23 protein-coding genes are annotated in these 21,717 nt (G+C 53.9%); 5 read left to right on the forward strand and 18 right to left on the reverse strand.

Annotation, left to right across the window (positions count from 1 at the left end):
* Positions 1 to 76: 76 nt before the first annotated feature.
* Positions 77 to 1,900, reverse strand: a complete 1,824-nt coding sequence (locus tag GC101_RS31895; protein WP_171720578.1) for a vWA domain-containing protein — start codon at positions 1,898 to 1,900, stop codon at positions 77 to 79.
* 242 nt (positions 1,901 to 2,142) lie between these two features.
* On the opposite strand from GC101_RS31895, the gene GC101_RS31900 reads away from it, so the two are divergent.
* The 3 genes from GC101_RS31900 to GC101_RS31910 are packed head-to-tail and all read left to right on the forward strand — an operon-like array spanning position 2,143 to position 5,070.
* On the forward strand, positions 2,143 to 2,295 hold the full coding sequence (locus GC101_RS31900) for a hypothetical protein (RefSeq protein WP_171720579.1): 153 nt from the start codon (positions 2,143 to 2,145) through the stop codon (positions 2,293 to 2,295).
* Positions 2,288 to 3,211, forward strand: coding sequence for a hypothetical protein (locus GC101_RS31905; RefSeq protein WP_171720580.1), 924 nt, complete (start codon positions 2,288 to 2,290; stop codon positions 3,209 to 3,211). Before GC101_RS31900 ends, GC101_RS31905 begins: the two co-directional genes overlap by 8 nt.
* A gap of 56 nt (positions 3,212 to 3,267) precedes the next feature.
* Positions 3,268 to 5,070: a hypothetical protein gene (locus GC101_RS31910; RefSeq protein ID WP_171720581.1), complete on the forward strand. Its 1,803-nt coding sequence runs from the start codon at positions 3,268 to 3,270 to the stop codon at positions 5,068 to 5,070.
* Positions 5,071 to 5,187: 117 nt separating this feature from the next.
* On the opposite strand, the gene GC101_RS31915 is transcribed toward GC101_RS31910, so the two are convergent.
* The 11 genes from GC101_RS31915 to GC101_RS31965 form a co-directional block, all read right to left on the reverse strand.
* Entirely contained in the window at positions 5,188 to 5,520 is a 333-nt protein-coding gene (locus GC101_RS31915; protein WP_171720582.1) for a hypothetical protein, read from the reverse strand.
* Between the two features lie 99 nt (positions 5,521 to 5,619).
* On the reverse strand, positions 5,620 to 6,762 hold the full coding sequence (gene aroB / locus GC101_RS31920) for a 3-dehydroquinate synthase (protein WP_171720583.1): 1,143 nt from the start codon (positions 6,760 to 6,762) through the stop codon (positions 5,620 to 5,622).
* 48 nt (positions 6,763 to 6,810) lie between these two features.
* Positions 6,811 to 7,560 (reverse strand): WecB/TagA/CpsF family glycosyltransferase, encoded by a 750-nt coding sequence (locus GC101_RS31925; protein WP_171720584.1) that lies wholly within the window; start codon positions 7,558 to 7,560, stop codon positions 6,811 to 6,813.
* Positions 7,557 to 8,075, reverse strand: coding sequence for an NUDIX domain-containing protein (locus GC101_RS31930; protein ID WP_171720585.1), 519 nt, complete (start codon positions 8,073 to 8,075; stop codon positions 7,557 to 7,559). Before GC101_RS31930 ends, GC101_RS31925 begins: the two co-directional genes overlap by 4 nt.
* 22 nt (positions 8,076 to 8,097) lie before the next feature.
* Positions 8,098 to 8,874 carry a Cof-type HAD-IIB family hydrolase gene (locus GC101_RS31935; protein ID WP_171720678.1) on the reverse strand — a complete coding sequence of 259 codons (777 nt, stop codon included), beginning with the start codon at positions 8,872 to 8,874 and terminating at the stop codon, positions 8,098 to 8,100.
* Between the two features lie 261 nt (positions 8,875 to 9,135).
* Positions 9,136 to 10,578: an MFS transporter gene (locus tag GC101_RS31940; protein WP_171720586.1), complete on the reverse strand. Its 1,443-nt coding sequence runs from the start codon at positions 10,576 to 10,578 to the stop codon at positions 9,136 to 9,138.
* A complete protein-coding gene (locus tag GC101_RS31945; RefSeq protein WP_039305844.1) occupies positions 10,575 to 11,213 on the reverse strand; it encodes a cysteine hydrolase family protein in 639 nt (212 codons plus the stop codon). Before GC101_RS31945 ends, GC101_RS31940 begins: the two co-directional genes overlap by 4 nt.
* A gap of 47 nt (positions 11,214 to 11,260) precedes the next feature.
* The gene (locus GC101_RS31950) at positions 11,261 to 12,310 is read right to left on the reverse strand and encodes an ABC transporter substrate-binding protein (protein WP_171720679.1); all 1,050 of its coding nucleotides are present in this window, start codon (positions 12,308 to 12,310) and stop codon (positions 11,261 to 11,263) included.
* 42 nt (positions 12,311 to 12,352) lie between these two features.
* Positions 12,353 to 13,162 carry an ABC transporter permease gene (locus GC101_RS31955; protein WP_373604790.1) on the reverse strand — a complete coding sequence of 270 codons (810 nt, stop codon included), beginning with the start codon at positions 13,160 to 13,162 and terminating at the stop codon, positions 12,353 to 12,355.
* A gap of 111 nt (positions 13,163 to 13,273) precedes the next feature.
* A complete protein-coding gene (locus tag GC101_RS31960; protein ID WP_042210734.1) occupies positions 13,274 to 14,059 on the reverse strand; it encodes an ABC transporter ATP-binding protein in 786 nt (261 codons plus the stop codon).
* A gap of 149 nt (positions 14,060 to 14,208) precedes the next feature.
* Positions 14,209 to 14,583, reverse strand: a complete 375-nt coding sequence (locus GC101_RS31965; protein WP_171720587.1) for a Na-translocating system protein MpsC family protein — start codon at positions 14,581 to 14,583, stop codon at positions 14,209 to 14,211.
* A gap of 285 nt (positions 14,584 to 14,868) precedes the next feature.
* On the opposite strand from GC101_RS31965, the gene GC101_RS31970 reads away from it, so the two are divergent.
* Together GC101_RS31970 and GC101_RS31975 are read left to right on the forward strand one after the other, a co-directional pair.
* Positions 14,869 to 15,978, forward strand: a complete 1,110-nt coding sequence (locus tag GC101_RS31970) for an ATP-binding protein (RefSeq protein WP_171720588.1) — start codon at positions 14,869 to 14,871, stop codon at positions 15,976 to 15,978.
* Positions 15,979 to 16,013: 35 nt separating this feature from the next.
* Positions 16,014 to 16,715 carry a class I SAM-dependent methyltransferase gene (locus GC101_RS31975; protein WP_171720589.1) on the forward strand — a complete coding sequence of 234 codons (702 nt, stop codon included), beginning with the start codon at positions 16,014 to 16,016 and terminating at the stop codon, positions 16,713 to 16,715.
* A 238-nt stretch (positions 16,716 to 16,953) separates the two neighbouring features.
* Here GC101_RS31975 and GC101_RS31980 read toward each other — a convergent pair whose 3' ends face one another.
* The 6 genes from GC101_RS31980 to GC101_RS32005 form a co-directional block, all read right to left on the reverse strand.
* On the reverse strand, positions 16,954 to 17,460 hold the full coding sequence (locus tag GC101_RS31980; protein WP_171720590.1) for a hypothetical protein: 507 nt from the start codon (positions 17,458 to 17,460) through the stop codon (positions 16,954 to 16,956).
* Positions 17,461 to 17,544: 84 nt separating this feature from the next.
* Entirely contained in the window at positions 17,545 to 18,468 is a 924-nt protein-coding gene (locus GC101_RS31985) for an ADP-ribosylglycohydrolase family protein (protein WP_171720591.1), read from the reverse strand.
* Positions 18,465 to 18,839, reverse strand: coding sequence for a hypothetical protein (locus GC101_RS31990; protein WP_171720592.1), 375 nt, complete (start codon positions 18,837 to 18,839; stop codon positions 18,465 to 18,467). The genes GC101_RS31985 and GC101_RS31990 overlap by 4 nt, the downstream gene beginning before the upstream one ends.
* Complete coding sequence (locus GC101_RS31995) at positions 18,832 to 19,830, reverse strand: Gfo/Idh/MocA family protein (protein ID WP_171720593.1); 999 nt, start codon at positions 19,828 to 19,830, stop codon at positions 18,832 to 18,834. Before GC101_RS31995 ends, GC101_RS31990 begins: the two co-directional genes overlap by 8 nt.
* Before the next feature lie 105 nt (positions 19,831 to 19,935).
* Positions 19,936 to 20,265 carry a nucleoside triphosphate pyrophosphohydrolase gene (locus GC101_RS32000; RefSeq protein ID WP_171720594.1) on the reverse strand — a complete coding sequence of 110 codons (330 nt, stop codon included), beginning with the start codon at positions 20,263 to 20,265 and terminating at the stop codon, positions 19,936 to 19,938.
* A 580-nt stretch (positions 20,266 to 20,845) separates the two neighbouring features.
* Complete coding sequence (locus GC101_RS32005) at positions 20,846 to 21,562, reverse strand: YceI family protein (RefSeq protein ID WP_171720595.1); 717 nt, start codon at positions 21,560 to 21,562, stop codon at positions 20,846 to 20,848.
* Between the last annotated feature and the right edge of the window lie 155 nt (positions 21,563 to 21,717).

Here is a 21,717-nt window from a genome sequence, read left to right on the forward strand (position 1 = left end):
AAAAGTTATGCGTAGCGCTTCTTCCTGAACATGCTTCGTTCAAAAATTCACTTCGGAGCTTACGCTTAGTCTGCTGTTATATCAAATATTCGAGTAATATCGTCTTATCTACCGTCTGCAGGGAGACCGATACACGGTCACCGCTCTTCATCTCAAGGCCCCGCGAGGTATCGGCGGCGCGCCCTGACCGCTCCACTGAGATTCCTTCTCCTCCGCGCAGCATCAGCCGGTCATTGTTCCCCGGAGTGAAGACCAGCTTCTCGCTCTCCTTCAGTTCAGGCGCCAGCTGCAGCAGCTGATGCAATGTGAATTTGCCGCGGAAGCCTGCAAGCTTCTTATACTGCGGATAGGTCTTCTCTCCGGTATTGCCGTCCAGCACTTCCACGACCAGCTGTCCGACAAACCCGCGGTTTGATCTGCCGCGCAGCAGCCAGAATGCGGCGGCCGCAGCCAGCAGGAGTACAATCCCGCCTATAATATAGTAAAGAGTGTACGAGGACTTGGCATCCGTTACCGGTTCTTCACCAGTGCCTGCCCCCGTGGCCGGAGGGCTTGTAGCCACCGTTCCTGTCTTGGCGTTGATCGTCAGCACATCGCTCTCACGGTAGAAGCTGCTCTCTTCGGCCCGGACCTTAAGTTCATAGGCATGATTGTCTTGTATTTCAAAAGCACTCTTGAACTCAGCGCCCGAATTGTCCATCGGAATCTCCTGCACCGTGCCGGTATCCACATCTGTGGCCAGCAGTACAGCCTTCATATCCTGGTACAAGCTGCTCTCTGTAACCTCAGCACCGTTGCTGAACAGATGCGAGGAGATATCGACGGTGTCGCCTTTGCGGTAGGACTGGGAAGGCAGCGCATCGATCTTAAGCTCCAGATCATAGTTGAATACCAGATTAATATCGATCTTGTCCTTCGCCACACCCTTGACCTGGAGCTTCCAGTCTCCCTGCTCCGGCGAGAGCAGCTTGATCAGCGCGTAGGTAGAAGACTTGGATAGCAGCACAGCATCCGAGGGAATCGCTACTTCCTTCCCTGACGGATCACTCAGCTTCGCCGTTACAGGCTGCGAGGACATAATTGAAATATTCGCTTCCAGCACACTGCCGTTCGGCACATTGACCGTCACTTCCTGATAATCGCCGTTTGCCGTAATGGACGGCACCGGCACGACCTTCAGCTTCAGGTGGCTGGCAAAAATCTCGCTGAGAATCTGCGGCAGATCATCCGCGGAATCCGTTGTGAACGCCTTGCCGCCGGTCTGATCTGACAGATTAGACAAAATCTCCTTGTTCAGCTTGCCATCCGCATTGAGCCCGATCGTATAGACCGGGTACCCCTTCTGCTTCGCAGTTTCTACAGCGGCCTTCAGTTCCTGATCGGACTGGGCCTGCGTAGCGCCGCTGGCTTCATCTAAGTCATTGTTGCCGTCGGCCAGCATCACGATCATCGGCTCATGGCCAGGATCGCTGCCATTCTCCAGCACCTTCACAGCTTCTTCCATTCCGACCGCTATATCCGTGTAAGGTCCACGGTTCAGCCCGTCGATGAAATCCTTCAAATCCTGTTTGTCCCCGGCAGAGGTGATGCCAAGCAGGGCCTTCTCGCGCTGCACCTTGTCGGTGTAGGCAACGATCCCTACCTTGTCTCCTTGCGTGGACAGCATATCTATGAACATCTTCATCGCTTCATTCGCGATTTTGTTCTTGTCGCTCTTGTTCATCGAGTTGCTGACATCAATCAGCAGTACAGCATCAATATGGGACGGCGCGGCAGAAGCAGCACTGGCCGCTGCGCCTCCGAAAGGCAGGACAGCGATGCATAGGATCAGCAGCAATGCAGGAAAAATGCGCTGCAGTCTATTCTTGATCGTTCTGGGGTTACGGTGTGTACGAAGCATAAATAGGGCTCCTCTTGTGTTAAATTCGGCGGATCTGGCAAATCCGGCAGCATAGCTAAATTCTGTAAATAGTATGCCATTATGATATAATTAAACCTTGTAAACATCAACATAGTGACCGCTGGACCGGCACTCCCGTCTGGTAGAATCGCCATCTTGAAGCGGATGGATTATTCTAAGTATACGCCGTGTTCCTGAATATTTGATTAAAAGACCGTAACCAGAGAGAAAGGAAGAGTTCCATGATTACATACGTCATACTCGGAGTAACGTTCCTCTATGCCGTTATTCAGATCTCCTTATACGCTTCACGCCAGCGGAAGCCGCTTACCCGTGAGGACATAGACGAGCGGCTCCTTGCTGCACTGAACGGAGGCGACACTACCCGTGAGTAAGAAGAAACCTGTTACCTTCCGGCCGTTCAAGGCTACCCGCTATTCTTATGAGAAGCTCCGTATCTGCCGCCGCTGCGGGCGTTACACCGCCCTGGGCGAGGAACGCTGCACCCGCTGCGGCCGCGCCTCGCTGATCCCCGTGGAGAAGCAGGCGGTATCCATTGCCGGGCGCAAGATGCATACCCGGCTGCTGCTCATCCTCCTGCTGACCCTGGCCTCGGTCTATTTCGGCCAAAGCCTGCAGCAGATGGCGCTAAGCGGTGCAGGCGGTATCGTGATAGCCGGACTGGTCTACTATACGCAGCGGAAAGTACGGCAGAACGAAAATCTGTATGCCCTTAACGAGCTGCTGGGCCGGAACATCCTCAGAATTAAGGAAGATCTTGAGCTTAACCGCCAGGAGGCAGTATCCGTCCTCCGCGAGAATGATGTCCTCGCTTATGAGAAGCTCCGCGAGATCTCCATTCTGCTGCGCGGAGACCGGATCTCCCGCCAGCGCGTCGCCCTGCTGCACGGCTTCCAGCTGCGCAAGGACATGGTTCTGGAGCTGGAACAGCTGCTGCTGAAGGACTTCGAGCCGCTGCTCGCTGAATATATTGGTGAAATCGCCAAGGTCCGGCCCGATTTGATTAAAGACCGCACCCTCCGCTATGTTAAGAACTACGAAGTGCAGATTCTCGAAATGGACAAAGGGCTGGCTATTCTGGCTGTCGTTGCCGGGGCAGCAGTACGCCTGAAGCGTTATGCGCTGCTCTATTCCGGACTGATCGGAAGATATGTACAGGAGCTGCCCAAGGACCGCTTCCTGCGCCTGTCCCGGCTGATTGCTGCGAACCCCTATGAGCCGTGGAACGGCCTGGATGCCAAGGTGGCGGAAATCCGCGAGCTCAAGTACCGGTGGGACCCTGAAGTATAAGGATGATAGCTGGCAGCACGCGCAATCCTTATATCCGAATAAAGGGGCTATACTATATGACGATCAAACAAGCATTAACCCTGCGGAATATTATGATCATTCTGTGTATCTTCATGCTGGTTCTGCTGGGACAGAAGGCTCTGGGGATAGAGAACAAGATTCAGACCGTGCGTGAGGCTGAGCGGCTGTATGCTGCAGGAGAGCTTATCGCTGCCGAGAACCAGTACCGGCTGGCGGCGGCAAATACGGCAATCTTATACAAGGAAGAACAGATTAACGCACGGCTTAAAGAGCTCGCTCCCATAACAGCTATACGCAGCAGCCTAAGGGGACTGGTATTAACCCTGGAAGACCAGCTGACGGTCAAGGATTTCACCGGATATATGGAGAGTTATGCCTCCCTGCTCAGCCTGAAGAGCAAGTATATGGTTACGGGAGGACCTTATGAAGTCTATTATCGCCAGCTGTCGGCTGATTCAGGCATTTCGGAGAAGATGACAGCTGGGTTCCGGCAGTTCAAGGAGCAGTTTCTTGCCGGGCTCACGGAGAGCCAGAAGAATGCAGCGAATAACACGACCGGCACCGGAAGCGCAGAGAGCGTCAAATGGAGCCTGCTGCAAATCCCCGAGGCCTATTACGGCGGGGCCGGGGCCAAGGAAGAATTACTGGCTGCGAAATTCGAGGCTCATGACACCGCCAGGCTGAAGGCTCTGGCGGCAGCCGGAAGCTTCCAGCCTATGCTGGACAGCGCCTTATCTATGGAACAGGCTTATCAAAGCCATAGTTATACAGCGGACTGGATAGCGGATCAGGTTCAGGAAAGTACCACACTTATCCTGAACAAGGACCTGGACGGTGATCATACCGCCGCCTTCGCCGGACACGCTGTGGCCTACCGCAAGTATGCTGAGTCAGCTGGCCTGAAATCTTCCAAAGTGCTGAAGCTAATCGACAGCAGCACCACCAGGCTGCTCCGCGAGGCGGCGCGCCAGGTCCGGGGCGGGCAATATGCCGAAGCCATCCGGCTCTATGGGGATCTGAATCCGCTGCAGGACACCTCCGGGGCGGTTGCCGCTGCGACACTCGCCTGGAATACCGCTGAACCGGTGCAGCTGCTGCCCGGCGGAGATGTGCAGGGCAGCTATACCCTTACGGCCTCCGTCACCGGACGCTATGGCGCTAAGGTGGCTGTGGCCGGAGTGGACGCCAGCGGCAGGCTGGTCTACGCCGATATGAGCGATGACGGAACCCTCTCCACCCGCACCGGCGGCACCGTTCCGGATGCGGCTGCACTGATAGAGCTTACTTTTGACGAGTCATTGTCTGTCTATTCAGAAGTACCTGTAGTTACAGCTATAGGCAGCCGAGAGGACGGGCGCCGTACCTTCACCGCCTACACCATTAGGCCCGAGGGGATCTTGCAGCTGTTCAGCTTTGCCGGCAGCGGCTATGAGCTGATGGCAGAAGACGGCTCCATCCGTGTAGCAGATACGGACCTTGCAGACGGTCAAGACGGGCAGACGGCCATTTTCCGCCAAATGAACGGCGTGTATGAGTTCTCGGAAATCTACCGGGAGAATACGTACACCATGATTGATGCTTCACAGCTGGAGCTTCATCCTTATGAGAAGGTGACTCTCTCGTGCAATATTTATATCGACTCTGCCGGAAGAACGGTCGCCAGCTCGAACGGGCGTTATCTGATTCTTCAAGGTGAAACCGGCGGGGTTACCGGATTAGCTGTCGTCAGCGGCCAGTTCGAGAACGGCTATGATCAGGTGGAGACGGATACCGGCGAGCAGTATGTACCTGTCTTTATTGTAGATTCGATTGGTAGTTTAAGCATTCAGATGCCCTGATGCCGCTGATGTTCCAGTCATGCCAGAAGACGCAAGAGATGAACGGTGATTCTGCCGTTTTCTCTTGCGTCTTCTTTTTGGGGGAACCCTAATTCCCAATTCTAACTGCTGACTGGCTTAAGCACGCCCGGCCTTGGCGGTTTGCAGTTTTCTTTTGCGGCCGAATAAGCGTAAATATCGTTTGCGGGTATACAGCACATCCGCCGATGCCGTCAGGGTATCCTTCACCTCAGTGAGCACCGCCTGCGTTTCCCTCACAGCCTGCTTCATCCGTCCGAGCTCTGACTTCACACCTTCCGATCTCGACTTCGCCTCGTCCAGCGTTTCCTGAACATTCATTTTGAACTCATCCACCGGAGCCTTCAGCCCGTCCACCGATTGCTTCACACCGTCCAGCGACTGCTTCAGCCCGTTAATGCTGTTCTTGAATTCCTTCAGCGGGTTGCCCATATCGATTCCTCCTAAGTTCCCTTTAACTACATATACCCAGATTGGAGGGGGCGGCTTCCCGATCGGTTAAAATAAAGCTCAGCACTCTTTAATACGGCTTCAGTTGCCGCGCATTTCCTCCAGCAGCTCCAGGATATCCGCCTCTTCAACAGGAACCGAATAGGAGCCGTCCGCGAAACGTTTCATCTCCCCGATGCCGTCCTGGAAGACGAAGCGGATGCGGCCGCTGCGCACTTTTTTGTCCGTGTACATCTTGTCCACCAGTGCCCTGTTAGTAATAAAATCCGGAATTTCCGTCGGCAAGCCTGCCTTCTTCAGTAACGAGACTACACGATCAGCCTGTTCAGCCGTCATATATCCATACTTCACACCCAGCCTGGCCTGAATGACAAGCCCGACTGCAACGGCCTCGCCATGCAGCAGCTGGTAGCCGCTGAGCGCCTCAAGCGCCCGGCCCGCCGTATGCCCCAGATTCAGAATCTGCCGCAGGTTGCTCTCATGCTCATCCTGTTCTACCACTTCGTATTTGATCCGGCAGTTCGTCAGTGCGATATGCCCGCATACGTCCGCATCCAGGATAAGCCCGCCCTGTTCTGAGATGATCCTGCCGATATTCTCCTCCAGGTAACGGAAGAATGTCTCATCCGCCAGGCAGGCATGCTTGATGGTCTCCGCCAGGCCGCTGCGGAACTCACGGGCCGGAAGGGTGCGCCATGCTGCCAGGTCTATGTAGACTTTGCGGGGCTGGTGGAACACGCCGATCAGGTTCGTGGCGACAGGTGTATTCACGCCGGTTTTGCCGCCGACAGAGGCATCTGCCGCTGCCAGCAGAGTGGTTGCATAATTCAGGGCAGGGACCCCGCGGCCAAAGGTGCCTGCCAGAAATCCGGCCAGATCCGTTACGGCTCCGCCGCCCACGGCAATAATGCAGCAATCCCGCCCGTATGCCTGGTTTAACAGCTGGTCTTCCAGCAGCGCCTTGGTTTCACGGGTTTTGGAGCTCTCTCCAGCCGGAAAAGAAAATAAATCCGCCTGAAAGCCGCTACGCCGCAGCAGCTCCAGTAAGGGACGGCCATACAGCGGCTCGACCGTAGAATCGGTAATAATGGCGAACTTGCTTACATCCGGCAGAAGTCCCTGCTGCAGATCGCGGATCAGGGAACCGAACAGAGCCTCGCCAATCTCAATAGTGTAAGAGTGATCGACTACTTTTTTGAGTACCACTTCAAAGCTCTTAGACATGAACTCTGCCCCTTTCCTGTTCAACACTCTTCAATTGAATCGTCTCCTTCATTTGCGGATCATCGTCCGGTAGACGAATTTGGGCAGGGCGGATTGTCTGCGCCAGCGTGATTTCTGGCCTTTGGCAACGGGTGCGAACAGGAGCCTGTGGGCCCACTCCAGATTTAGCTTTTTCCAGATGGCCGGTGCCGGCTTCACTTTGCCTGAGATTACGTCCAGACTACCGCCTACGCCAAACACTAGCTTAATCCCGCTAAGCGCATCCTTATGCTTATACAGCCATTTGTCCGAGTAGGGAGCGCCCATCGCAAGAATGAGAATATCCGGCCCCGCCTGCTGAATACCGGCGATAATTCCTGGCTCCTCGTCTGCGGTAAAGAATCCGTGATGCCTTCCGGCGATCTTCACCTGCGGATAGCGCAGGGCGATTCTCTCCACCGCTTGTCCGCTGGTCACTTCATCCGTTCCGAGGAAATAGAAACTCCAGCCCCGCTCATCCCCCTTCGCAAGGAGACTCAGCAGCAGATCGTAGCCGGTCACCCGCTCCGGAATGGGATTCCCCTGTCTTCGTGCTGCCATTACAATCCCGATCCCGTCCGGCACGATTAGATCCGCTGAGCAGATGATCTCGCGGAGTCTCCCGTCCGATTGACTGGCCAATGTAATCTCCGGGTTCGCTGTAATCAGGTGAAATAGCCCTCCCTGTCCGCCCCCGATGTGGCTGTCCAATAGCGAGGTTGTCTGTTCAAGCGTCAGCTTGGAGAATGGAACTCCGAGAATGGAAACCTTGTCCTTCATCTTTTCACCTGTCCTTCCCAATCCTGCAGAATGGCCCACTGCACCCGCGGCTCTCCCCGAACCGAATGCATTGAACCGGTATAAACCAGCTTGTTATGTATGCCTGTTACCAGATAATGTCCCAGTACCTCTCTGGTTGAAGCGGTTACACTATGTTGCTCAAGCCCGCCGCAACCCACCCATTCCAGCCGCCCTTCTTCACTTTCAAGAAGCCTGCTCCCTGCTGCAACCTTACCTGTAAAAATATACTGAATGCGGATCTCCCGGTCATCCTTCACCCGGTGAAGGATATACCGCAGCGACAGATCGTTAATGCTGTTAGAAGTTAATCCTGTTTCTTCTTCAATCTCTCTCAGGCAGGCCTTCTGCGGATCATTGATCTCATTCTCTTCGAGATGTCCCCCGACAGGGACGAGGTGCCCGGAGAGAAATTTGGCCTCCGTTTTCTTTTGAAGAAATAACACCTCATGATTCCCATTGAATAACAAAGCTACAGCCATTTGTCTAAGCAGCATCAGCGGTCGCCTCCAGCTTCATCTAAATCACACCAAATACCTGCAGTGCATAGGCAATTCCGCCTTCACTTGCTTTGGTAGTTACGAAGTCCGCCCTCTGCTTCAGGCGCTCTGTGCCGTTGCCCATAGCAATGCCCAACCCCGCACACTCCAGCATATCCATATCGTTCCCGCCGTCACCAAATGCGATAGCCTCAGCAGCCGGGATATTATAGTGTTCTAATACTCTCGATACCGCAACAGCTTTGGACACCTCTGCAGCTTCGAGGACATTCAATACATAGTCATGGAAACGCACAAACCTTAGCGCAGGGAACTGTTCCGTGAACCTCAGCGTCTCGTTCTCATCGGCATACAGGCACATGCAGTATACTTCACCGTTCATAGATTCTGCGTTCTGGGGATAACATTCGAGACTCAAGGTTTCCTTCAACGCCCTCAATATCCGCTCATCCTCCAGGCCAACGCCGTTCATTGACAACTTGTCTGTAAAATAGGCTACTCCATGCCCATGCAATGCAGCGAATTCCGAGAGCTCCCGTACAGTCTCTGCCTGAATCGCAGATCTATATATAATTTCCTCATGGCTTGTAATGAGCGCTCCGTTTGCAGAAATAACCGTCTCTATTCCCAGATTACGCAATTCCGCACATAAGCTATACGGTCTTCCTGTAGCCACCACCACTTTTATCCCTTTGACAAGAAGCTGCTCAATGGCTTCCTTCGTGCTCGGCGGCATACGTCCGTCAGTTTCACTCAAAAGCGTACCGTCTACATCAAAAAATACCACTTTGTACATGAAGTAGAGAACAACTCCCATCCAATGAATCCCCAAAAGATAACCATATATTTACACGGGCAATTCCACCATACCAACATCGGTATTTCTTTTCAATGCAGAAAATTACTTTAGCCGATTCCGGCTTCTCCGCACCTGCGGACGCAAAGCTCCGGATGCTCCCGCCATGGTACTTTGCCGATGGAACAAACCATTTTAAGAAGCGGGACCTCCTTCTTGTTTCAGCACGAAAACCTCTGCCCGGCGGGCAGAGGCTCCTTCTTATTTATAGGGTATATGCAGTTGTTCCGCCCCTTTGCGCTTGCTGTTGTGACGGAAAGAATACAGCTGCCAGACTGAAGAAAGGCCTACGGCGGCTGCACAGACTACGAATACGGCCAGATAGCTCCCGTTCGGACTACCTGTGCCGCCAATCATCAGTCCGCCTGCCGCCGTGCCGAACATCATGCCAATGTTGCGCGACAAGGCAAGCAGGCTGCTGACCCGGCCAAGCTGTGATTTCGCCGCCAGCCCCATAACAATACTTGTGTTAGGTGAAGTAATCATCCCCATTGCGCAGCCGAGCAGCATAACCGGCAGCACCATGGCACTTGTCCTCAGCACAGGTGAGCCGAAGCCCAGCGCTAGCAGCGTGACACTCATCAGCAGCAGTCCGGCCGTCAGGATGCCGAGCGGCCCTTTGCGGTCCGCGATGCTCCCGCTGACAGGAGCGGTCACCACCAGCGCCAGCGGGTATCCAATCATGATCAGCCCCACCCAGGCCGGCTCGGCCCCCGATATACGCAGTAGCGAGGGCAAAGCCAGCTGTGCTGCAAAGGCCGCCATATATGTGATAACCGTAATGGCGATGCCGGCGGCAAAGCTCCGGTTAGTGAACAGGCTGACTCCGCTGTCGGCTGGCGGGAATTCACCAAGCGGCCCCCTCTTATCCCTGCTGCGGGAGAAGCGGGCATGTGCCGTATAAGCGGCCGCCATTCCCGCTGAAGCCGCCAGCAGCAGCAGCACAGGCGGAGACAGGAAGGAGGAGCGGCCGCCGAGATCGAAGGCGATCATCAGCGAGGAGAGACAGGCCGCAAACCAGGCGGCTCCGGCGAGATCCAGCCTGCCTCCGGCCGTTTCCGTATCCCGGGGAATCAGCCTGTGCGCAAGCACGCCTACGGCCGCCGCCACTCCGGCCAGCAGCCAGAAGTTGCTCTCCCAGGTGAACCACTGGATTAGGAAGCCGCCAAGACCGGGGCCTGCCATGGAGCCGGCAGCGACGAAGGTGCTCATCAGCCCCAGTGCCCTGCCCCGCTGCCCGGGCGGAAATACAGAGACAATGAGGGCCATATTGGTCGCCTGATACATGGAGGCACCGGCTCCCTGCATGACTCTGAAGCCAAGCAGCATGGCTTCGTTCTGGGCAAGCGCACAGCCCAGGGCTCCCGCCGCGAAAGCGAACAGGCCCAAATTATGCACCTTACGGCGGCCGAACCTGTCTCCCAGCCGTCCCATTACAGGCAGCAGCACCGAGATCACCAGCAGATAGATACTGACGATCCACTGGGCAGAGGCCACCGGGAACCGCAGATCAGCCGCAATATCGATGAGCGAAATATTGAACATACCGGCAGACAGATTGGACAGAAAGGCCCCGAGGCAGATGACCACCTTGACCGCCGAATGGTTCACAGCTTGTCCTGAAGACCTTACCGGTAAATTCATAACATCCGCTGCAGGGCGGGCTGATTCCACATTTTCCAGCTTTCTTCAATGTCTGCGGCTGAAGCTACCACGCCGAAGTAGCCCTTCATGTTCTCCAGCGTCATCTCATGAGCGGCCCGGGAATAGGAAGCACAGGCGTCCTGCACCATCACAATCTGATAATCCAGCATGAAGCCGTCCCTTGCCGTCGACTCCACGCACACATTGGTGCTCACTCCTGTCATAATCAGGGTTTCGATCCGCTGCGAACGGAGCACAGAATCGAGGCGGGTATTGATAAAAGCGCTATACCGGTGTTTATTGACAATAATCTCCTCAGGAAGCGGGGCCACCTCGTAGAATTCAGCCCCCCAGCTTCCTCTGCGGCAGACCCCCAGCGAACCGCGCCCGGAGCGGGAAGTCCAGACGGGCGAATCGGTCGCCTTTTCATGGAAGGTCTGGATATAGATCACCGGCACGCCCTGTGTCCTCGCTGCCGCGATCAGCCCATGCAGCTGCGGCATCATCTCGCGTACGGCTGACACATCATTTCCGCCAGCGGCAAGTGCGCCTTCCCCGTGGCAGTAATCGTTCTGTACATCTACTATAATAAGTGCGGTTTTATCAGGCATAATTAGATCGGCAGTTAATTCCATCATCTTCACCTCTTTAGTTTTTGAAGGCTTATGGCAAGACGCTTAGCTTATTTCACTGCTATGTTGTTCACAAACTGCATATCGACCAAATCCTCGTAGGTGTATTCGCCTTTGTAGATCCCCGTCTTAATCATCACGTTCATGTCCTTATCCAGCGCCTCCTCGGTAATCACACCATCCGGACTCCAGAGCTGGTCGGCATACGCCCGGTCAAGCGCAGCTTGTGCCGCATCATCGGAGATTGTAGGGAATTCAGCCTTCAGGACGCTCATCGCCAGAGCTTTATCCTCCTGGATGGCCTTCAGTGCTTTCACGACGGCGTTAACCGCCTTCTGCACCGTTTCCGGGTCCTTCTCCAGTGTCGACTTCTTCACGCTCAGCACAGAGTAAGCATAGTCGCCCATATCATGGAACTTGTAAAAAGGTTCCTCCCAGACCCCCTTGGCGATCCCGTCACTGATCTGCGGCTCGGCGCCGTTCGCAATATCCGCCGCACCCTGCTGAACCATCGCCACCACGGTGGAGCCATCCGCCGGTTCAAGCAGCCGCACATCCTTCTGCGGATCAAGCCCCAGCTCCAGGAGCAGATATTGGGTCAGCAGGTTCGGGGTTCCGCCATGCCGTCCGGCATTCAATTTCTTGTCCTGCAGGAAGGCTTTCAATTCTTCATCAGAACTGCCCGCAGGGGCTGTCCCTTTCTTGGCCATCAAGTAGACATTCGCACGGTTAACCACATTGCTGACTGATACGATCGGGTCAGAGTTGCCGATATTCGCCAGTGCATTGGATTCCGGACCGCCGATGACGCCCCAGGCATCCCCGCTGACTACCGAAGTCACATGTGTGCCTCCGGCAGCCTGCAGCATCTCAACCTCAAGCCCTTCATCCGCAAAATATCCCTCGCGCTGCGCCACGTACAGCGGCAGATAACCTGTGTAGTGCAGCGGCTCGGCAATGATCAGCTTCTTGAGTTTCCCCGCTTCGTTGCCGGCAGCTGCGGCTTCAACTTCAGCATTACTTTTACTGCTGCAGCCCGAGAGCAGGATCATTACAGAGGCAAGCAGGACGGCGGACAGCTTCACTTTGGTTACATTCATCATCAGATTCTCCCCTTTATCTTATATAGGATTGCTTAGGTCTCAAGCCTTCTTCATCCCGTATCCCTTGGACAGCCATTTCTCCAGCAGGACCACTCCCGCATACATCACCATCGACAGAACGGACAAGACTACAACTCCCACCCAGACGAGATTGATATCAAGGATCGTACCGGCGTAGATCACCATGCGGCCAATCCCGTGGCTGGAAGCAATGAATTCCCCGACAATCGCACCGGCCAGCGAGAGGGCAATATTAATCCGCAGACTGCTGATCATCCAGGGCATCGCCCAGGGAATGACCACCTTGGTGAATACCTGATGGCGTTTCGCGCCCAGCGAATACATCAGCTTCTCCATATCCTTGTCCACACTCTGCACGCCGCTGTGCGCCGATAAGGCGGCAACGACTACCGTCATGGCAAAAGCGAGCGCCACCTTGGAGAAGAATCCGATGCCCAGCAGAATCACCAGCACAGGAGCAAGCGCCAGCTTCGGCATGGCATTGAGCAGGATCAGGAACGGTTCACTGATGCCGGCGAATCTGCGTGACCACCAGAAGGATAAACCGAGCAGCGATCCGATCAGGGTTCCGCCGATGAAGCCCAGAATCGTCGAGCTGGAGGTATAAGCGATATCCTCCAGCAGAGTACCCTGCGTCACCTGTGTCCATGTTGTGCTGAGAATCCGTACCGGGCTGCTCCAATAGTATGAATCCATCCAGCCGATCCGCGTAAACAGCTCCCAGCAGAGCACGATCAGCAGCCCGACCGTCAGCCGCCCGATTCCGACAATCCGCTGTGTCCGGCGCCTTGCACCCTCTTCATCCACGATGACGGGTTCCTTCTGCATTTTCTCAGGCTTGACCGAATGGATTGGGGCCGGCTCCAGCTTGTGAATTACATACCCTTTCTTTTGCACACTCTCCATAGTTGTTCTCTCCTTCTACAAGTTTTGTAAGCTCTACGAGATATGGGCTGCCGGCTCCTCGCCTCCGCCTGACAGCAGGTCCAGCAGATGGGCTTTGAGCTCCATAAATGACGCAGATACCGTATCCTCCTTATGTCTCGGGCGCGGCATATCCACAGAAATCTTGGAGATGATTCTGCCCGGCCGCCCGGAGAAGACATAGATGTCATCAGACAGGTAGATGGCTTCATCAATATCGTGGGTGACGAATAACACCGTCTTGCGGAAATCCTCCCAGATCTCCAGCAGCCAGTTCTGCATGGTCAGCCGGGTCTGGGCATCCAGTGCGCCAAAGGGCTCGTCCAGCAAAATAATATCCCGGTCGTACAGCAGCGTGCGGAGCAGCGCTGCCCGCTGGCGCATGCCTCCGGACAATTCTGCCGGATAATGGCCGCCGAAGCCCTTCAGTCCATAACGGTCCATCAGCGGCTGGGCCCGGGCTACCGCTTCCTTACGCGGCACCCCGCGGATCTCCATGCCCAGAATAATGTTATCCAGGATCGTCCTCCAGGGGAGCAGCATGTCCTTCTGCAGCATATATCCGACATATCCGGTCTTGCCAACGATATCCTCACCGTCAGCAAGCACGCGGCCGGTAGACGGCGGAATCAGTCCTGCTATGATATTGAACAATGTGGATTTGCCGCAGCCGCTGGGGCCGATAATACTGACAAATCTGCCTTGCTCTATAGAGAGATTCGTCTCCTGCATGGCGATAATCTCCTGGCCGTCACGGCGGAACCACTTGCTTACACCGGCAATCTCAATCTTTGCTTTCATAGAATCAGCTCCTTATTAGGTTTAACAGCATCGACAGCTTGGGTAGACTCGGGGGTAAAAAAACCGAATAAACAAAAAGCCGCCAGTTTTAGACACAGCCCCAGAGGGCTAATGTCCGAAAACTGACGGCAGGCCGGCTCTCCGGAAGATCAGAGTTCCAACGTAACGTTCAGGTAATGCTCGAGGTCCTTCTCCAAAATTATGATCGTACCGGAATACTCGGTCTCCACATCATAATCTTTAAGAACGGCCTTGATATTCACTTGAAATTCATCCAGAAATGCCTGCTTGATTTCACACTTGAATACTTCATGCAGTACCAGATTAATCTGGCGGCTTGCCGTGGCATCATGGGTATCCAGTACCTTCAGTACGGGCACCCGGCTGTTAATGGATAAAATAATAATCTTGTTCCCCACGAAGTCGACCTTCTGCTGCTTGACGCCGGCGTTAAACAGCTTCTTGTTGATTTCGTTATAAATCCTTAAAATATCCTGTTTCCATTGTCCGGCGGAAGCGATCATTGCGATCACACCTTCATAGCTATTAATAATGTTACATTATGTCACAAGAACGTCAACAACTGCATCATTGTCCACCGCTTATACATCATTATAGATAAAAAGGTAGAGTTGTCAATGAATTTACGGGAGATAAATTAACATATTAATTAGTTTTTCGGAGCATATGTGAAGTTAGTTTACACATTAAAATCTATCATCCTAAATATTCACAAAATAATACTAATGAATTACAATTATTACGTAACTACGTAATAACATAATATCGAAAGCAGGTGATCTTCTTTCATGACCCGTGACTTAAGCAGCGAACTGGATACGCTGAAGCAGCAGGTGGCCGAGCTTCAGGCCGCCGTCCAGCATTGGAATACTGAGCGGAGAAGCTTCGCAGGCCGTGCTGATTCGCCGGAATCTGTGAATTCAGCCGCAGAAGCGGAGCAGCCCGGCGCGGGACCCGGATCTGTATTTTATTCCGGCCATGCCCGTCTTAACGGACAAAGCTATCGCTGGGAACCCCAGGAGCGTCCGATGGAACAGCTGCTCGATGTGAACAACGAGAAATCAGCTAAAATACTGGCGGCATTAAGCAACCGGCAACGGCTGGACATTCTGAAATCCGTCATCCAGGAGCCGCTTACGGGCACCGAGCTGGTGGAGCGTCTGGGTATGGGCACTACCGGCCAGCTGTATCATCATCTCAAAGCATTGACTGGCGCAGATTTATTAGTGCAGGAGAGCGGAGGCCGTTATGCCTTCCCTTCCCGCCGCCTCCTCCCCTTCCTCCTGCTGCTAGCTTCGGTAAGCACTCTAGAGGATACAAGTGACTATATGGACAGGATGAGTACGAGAAATAACGCGGGGATTTATCTGGGCCCTGTACACAATTTCGATGTCCACCACCTGCTGTGGGCTGTTATCGAGAATCCGGTGATGGAGCATGCGGCCGGATATTGCAGCGAAATCGGGATATTCCTGCATGATGACGGGAGTGTCACCGTAACGGACAATGGACGGGGAATTCCGGTAGCGTCTCTGCCGAATTCCAACATACCGGCTGCGCAATCCATTCTGACCGATATTCATAGATTTAATGGAGACGCAGCTTTTAAGGTGCCTGGTGCTGAGCAGGGAATCAGCATTGCCGTGGTCAACGCCCTCTCCGGCAGACTTACTGTTGATATCCGGCGCGGCGGCAGAATGTACCGCCAGGAATATAGGCATGGTGTGCCGCAGTCCGGACTGATGACGGTTGGAATCGCGAAGGATACGGGGACAAGTGTGACTTTTAAGCCGGATCAGGAATTTCTGGGCACAGGCTTTGAACAGGCACGGCTGAATGAACAAAGTGCTGAGCTGATGAAGGCTTATCCGGGGCTCTCCATCTTCGTTAACAACTAAACCGGGCGAATGAAATGAAAGGAGACTGCTGCTAAATGTCGCATGAAACGATTTATAGTCATGAGGATACGCTGAAGATGCTGGACTCTCTTTTCCGGGAAGAAGGGCATTGGTGGAATCAGTTCTACGGGGACCGGGATAAAGGGATTCCTTTCTTCAAGGATCGTCCGGATGAGAATTTGGTTGAATACGTAAGCAAGCGGCACATGACACCCGGCAAGGTTCTGGAATTAGGCTGCGGGGGCGGCAGAAATGCGGTTTATCTGGCTCAGCAGGGCTACGCCGTGGATGCCATTGACATCTCTCAGGCAGCGGTAGATTGGGGAAGGGAACGCGCCCGCAAACATCAGGTGGAGGTGAATTTCGCCCGCAGCAATATTTTTGACCTGAGCCTGGAGCCAGGCAGCTACGACCTCATCTATGACAGCGGATGTTTCCATCACATCTACCCCCACCGGAGAGTTACCTTTCTCGATTTGGTGAACAGGACGCTTAAGCCTGGCGGGTATTTCGGACTGGTCTGCTTCGCGGCTGGCGCCATGGGTGCGGAGATCACGGATTGGGAAGTGTACCGGCAGCGGAGCCTCCGGGGCGGATTAGGCTTCAGCGAGGATAAACTTAAGAGCTTCTTCAGCGGTTTGGAGCTTATAGAGTTCAGACGCATGCGCCAGATGGATCAGGAGGATGCGCTGTTTGGTGAAGCTTTTCTGTGGACCGCCTTGTTCAGAAAAAATTAACGGAATACTTGTCCTTATCCACATCACCCCATGCCAGGCTTGCCGTAAGTGTACTGTTCATCAAACCTATCGCTGGCACATTGTATTCGGTTTTTCGCATACATTCGGCTCATCAACCCTATCGTTAGCACAATGTATTCGTTTTTTCGCATACATTCGGCTCATCTCTACCAATCGTTTGCAGCCCCCGCCCGAAAGGATTGCCGATCGAAGGAGTGACGCTGCTCTCGGCCCCTGACTAACCCGAATTTACCCGGGACTTTGTATCGGCTTTCCGCCGCAGCAGTGCTGCAATCCACGCCACAAGGATAACCAGTGCGATCCCGCCAGCCAGAATATAAGCATTATAGAACAGGTTGTTGGTATATTGGTTAATCCAGCCGAAGCGGAATACGACGGAATCCTCATCTCTGGTGAAACCCCTCAGATGCACTCTCAACGCATCGATATATCCGGTTTCCAGCCAGATGGCGAGCGGCAGCACAATAAGCGCGGAGACGGCAATCAACAGACTTGGTATGCTGAATACGGATTTCAACCGGAATAATCGGTAGAGCACCATGCCCGCACTGCACAAAAGAATAATGCCAAACAGCCATCCTGCCGCAAGCATGATAATTCCCGGATTGCCGTTGCCGGATATCGTTCCGCCGGTTTTATATGTGAATGTCATCCCATCCGTCAATACTACCAGGATGATGTTAATCAGCAGCCATATCAGCAGTTTCCGCCAACCCTTGCCCATATCCATTCTCCCCTTTCCATAATTAAAAAAGGCTGAGTGCCCGTTATAGATGCGCTCAGCCTGCCTCATGCAGCCTATTTCCTTCTATTCCACCCGTTCTGTAAACAACCGCCCGGCGTAGTCACTGATCAGCTCACGCATGGCCAGCTTACTCTGCCATTCTGCCGGTATGCCATCCAGCCCGTAATACGCTCCGGCGATCTGGCCGTAGACCGCCCCTGTGGTATCGGCGTCATTGCCCAGATTCACAGCGAGCAGCGCGCCTTCCGCAAAGCTGGAGGATTTGTGAAAAGCCCACAGTGCCGCCTCCAGCGACTCTACTACATATCCCGAGCCTTGGATATCAGGCGGCTCCTTGATCCGGTAGGAGCCGTACTTAATATTCAGCATATGCGGCGTCAGGCTGTCTTCATTCAGCCATTCACGGTAAGCCTCCGGGGCCAGCATGTCCTGCTTGCTCCACCCGTGCAGTCCGGCAAGGATGTACGCCGCGAGCAGACGGCAGGCATCCAGACATTCAACAGCGCCATGCGTCGTTCTTGAACTGAGTGCCGCATAGCGGATAGCTTCTGCAGGATTCTCTGCGTAGTACATGACCACCGGCGCAAGCCGCATAATGGAGCCGTTCCCGGCAGAATGAGGATCATCCGATCCGCTGAACCCTTCGCCGCCGGCTTCGAATTGATGCAGCGCCGCGCGTGTCGCATTGCCGATATCGAAACATTCGCCTGTACTGCTAAGCTTGCCTTCGCGGTACCACTTCACATAACGCTGCATTTGATCCACAGGATCAAATGTTTGCTTCGTAAGCAGACTCTCCGCAAGGCAGAGCGCCATTGACGTGTCATCGGTCCACTGTCCCGGCTGGAGACCAAATACCCCGCCGCCGACAATATCCGTAAGCGGCTCAAAGGTTCCGGGTGCTTTGAACTCAGCGGTCGTTCCCAGCGCATCTCCAGCGGCCAGACCCTGCAGGCAGCCCTGATAGCGGTCAGCATTCAATGTCATTTGGTTCCCCCCTTTTTCCTCCTTCTTACGCTTGCAGCTATACTATTGCTGATCAGAGCGATTACGGAGTACATGATGCCATAGAACAACGCACCGCTTCCGTCAAACAACACGTAGATGGATAACACGAACAGCGGCAACGGCAGCAGGCATACCAGCAGGTTGAAACCCAGCTTAAGTCCCGAATCCGCAGCAAGGATCAGCACGGCTGTGGGATTCACCAGAACCAGCAGCAGCAGCCAGCTGCCAAGATCCTCCATTACCCCGGAACCGCCGCTTTGAAAATACGGGATCACCAGAAACAATACAAGATAGATTACAGTGTGAAGCAGAAGCTTGCGGGATAAGGGCGTCAGGTTCAGTTTATTCACCGGGATACTTAAGCCCCCATTGTTCACGCACGCCGTCCAGCAGCCTAAGAATCGCAACGGACTCATCCAGCGTCATTACCGGGCTTTCCGTCAGCCCTGCCTGGAGACAACGTCCCACTTCCTCAGCTTCAAAAGAATACCCGATCGAAGCACGGTCATCCTCAAAGGTCTCCACCAGCTCCCCGCCAATATACAGCTCAGCCGATTTCGGATTCACCAGCGTGCCTTTGACTACGATATAGCCTTCCGTTCCATAGATATAGGCTTCTTCGTGCAGCTTCAGGCGAATCCCGCCGTTCAGGGAAGCCGACTTGCCTCCGCCGTAAGACAGCAGCAGGGAGAAGTGCTCGTCCACACCAGTCTCGCCGATATGTACGGTGCTGGAGACGGCTTCCGGGTGAGGTCCGAATACCATCGACGCGAAGGAGATGGGATAGATGCCGACATCCAGCAGGGCTCCGCCGCCAAGGGCCGGGTTCAGCAGACGCCCTTCCGGATTCCAGTCCGCGCGGAAACCAAGATCAGCTTTGACCAGCCGCACTTCGCCGATGCGCTCCGCTGCGAGCCATTCTCTAACCTTGGCATTGGCCGGAATATAGCGGCTCCACATAGCCTCCATCAGGAACAGCTTCTGCTGGCGGGCATACGCCACGATTTCTTCAAGCTCTGCACTGTTCACGGTAAAAGGCTTCTCACAGAGCACGGCTTTACCGGCGCGCAATGCGAGCAGCGCATTCTCTTTGTGGAACGGATGCGGCGTTCCAATATAAATCGCATCCACTTCAGGATCGCTGACCAATTCCTCGTAGGTGGCATATGCCACGGGGATGCCGTGATTTCGGGCAAACTCATCTGCGCTTTCCTGCGTGCGCGATCCAACCGCATAAGCCACACCATTGCTGGCATGGGCCAAATCTGTAGCGAACTGATGGGCGATCCAGCCTGTGCTGAGAATGCCCCATTTTATCGTGTAAGCGTTATCTTCTGTCATTAGTTAAATCCTCCTTTTAAATGAAACTTAGTCCCTACAATTCTATCAAAATGTGCCTGGTGTGTACATGATGCCCGCTAATCGCCACCTGCCGGGTCCATACGGTCACCCCCTGCTCTCCACCTGCAGCAGCAGAATCCGGTCCTTGAATCCGCCGCGGCGCTCCGCTTTGTCAGCACGGATCTGTTCCAGAATACCGCTGTCCCCGCCATGGGTTACCGCCAAAGCCCGGATGACTTCCAGCAGATCCGCCAGCTCCTCGAGCGCTTGTCCGTCATTGTCCTCCCGTAAATACTCCGCCAACTCCTCATGCAGCTTCGCACGCAGCTCCCGTATATATTCCTCCTCGTCCATGATTCTTGTCCTGCAGGTTTGCCCGTTCGCCGCAATCAGCGCCGGTATTCCGTCACGCACCAGTTTCGGATAATCCGCCAACTTCATTGCCTCCTTGGGGATGTATTGAATTTATAGACATATTTATGTACGATCACCGGATGAATCCAACTACAAATCATAATCCATTGAATCAAACATAATCCATTGAAGCTACCATAATCTATTGAAGCTAGCTCATACTTCAGAAGTGAAGCATTATCACCAGCAGTCACACCAATTCCCCTTTGTTCTACCGGGCAGTACCGCCTTCTCGAAATGGAGGGTGAAGAGTTTGTTCTGAACCCGCAAGCGGGTATAGAGGTCCCCCTTTAGTACACCATCAAATGTTTAACAAATCAACTCATCCGCCGGTGAAAAGGACTGAGAATCCTCTATTGCAGCAAATCAGCTGTATTCGTTGGCCAAACGGACTCAAAATCCGTTAATTGACGGTTCACACCCCAGGCACTATATAGATTGAACAGGGAAAATTCCACTGCGGGGATTAGCCTTGGCTGCAGAGAATGTTTGACTTCCGGCCACTGTTAGGTTTGTATATATACCCGAACCAAAAACTCCCCCCGCCAGCCGCGAATCCGCAGTGACGGGGAGAGTTTCTTATTAACAATCTAATCCTATATTATTTGCTCAGTACAAGCTCCAGGCGGACCTCAAGGTTATTCTCGGTATCCAGCACAATCGAATGCGGATTGCTCATGCCGAAATCTTCAAAGGTAACCATGGTTGTGCCCGACAGCATGAGCTGTCCGCCGCTGTATACGGCTTGCGAGTCAAACGTAACATCCTTCTCTATCCCCTTGACTGTCAGCGTACCTTGGAGCTCAACCGGCACCGCGGTGCCCTCCTTCCATTCCGCAGGAAGCTCCGAGAAGGAACTCACGGTAAATGTGGACTCCGGGAACTCCGTCACTGCCAGGAAGTCTGCCCCCTTGACATGCTCGTCCCGCTGGCCGTTGCCGGAATCCAGCGCACTCATCTCTACGGTTCCTTCGCCCGTCATCGAGCTGGCATCCTCCAGATTCACATTCCAGGTTCCGGTAACGGAAGGGTCTACGAAGTTAACAGTTTCTTTGGAAGTTGTCACTGACCAGTAGACTTTGGACGTATCCGCAATGCTCCAGGCACCGTTCAGCTGCTCTGCCGTAACTGCAGCACCAGTCGCTGCCGCCGCGTTCGCAGTTCCCGCTTCCTGGGTTTCGGTTCCCTGACTCTGCGCAGGAATAACAGATTCGATCTCAACATTATTGCCCAGGCTATTGTTAAGTAACATGAATGCTGTGATGGCTCCTGCGATAACGACTACGGCTGCGATTAAGGCGATTGTTTTCTTCTTCATCTTATTCCCTCCATCCAATTCTCTGTATGCCCTATTAGGCTTGGTTCCCATTCTAACAAAGCAATATGTCGGGAAGAAGTCAAAGCACACCGGCCCGCAGTATGGTAGAATTGTCGTAATTTTAACTAACACATAGCCGTAGCCCCGGGAGAAGC

The sequence above is a fragment of the Paenibacillus phytohabitans genome, assembly GCF_013141775.1.
In the GTDB taxonomy this organism is placed as follows: Bacteria; Bacillota; Bacilli; order Paenibacillales; family Paenibacillaceae; genus Paenibacillus_AQ; species Paenibacillus_AQ phytohabitans.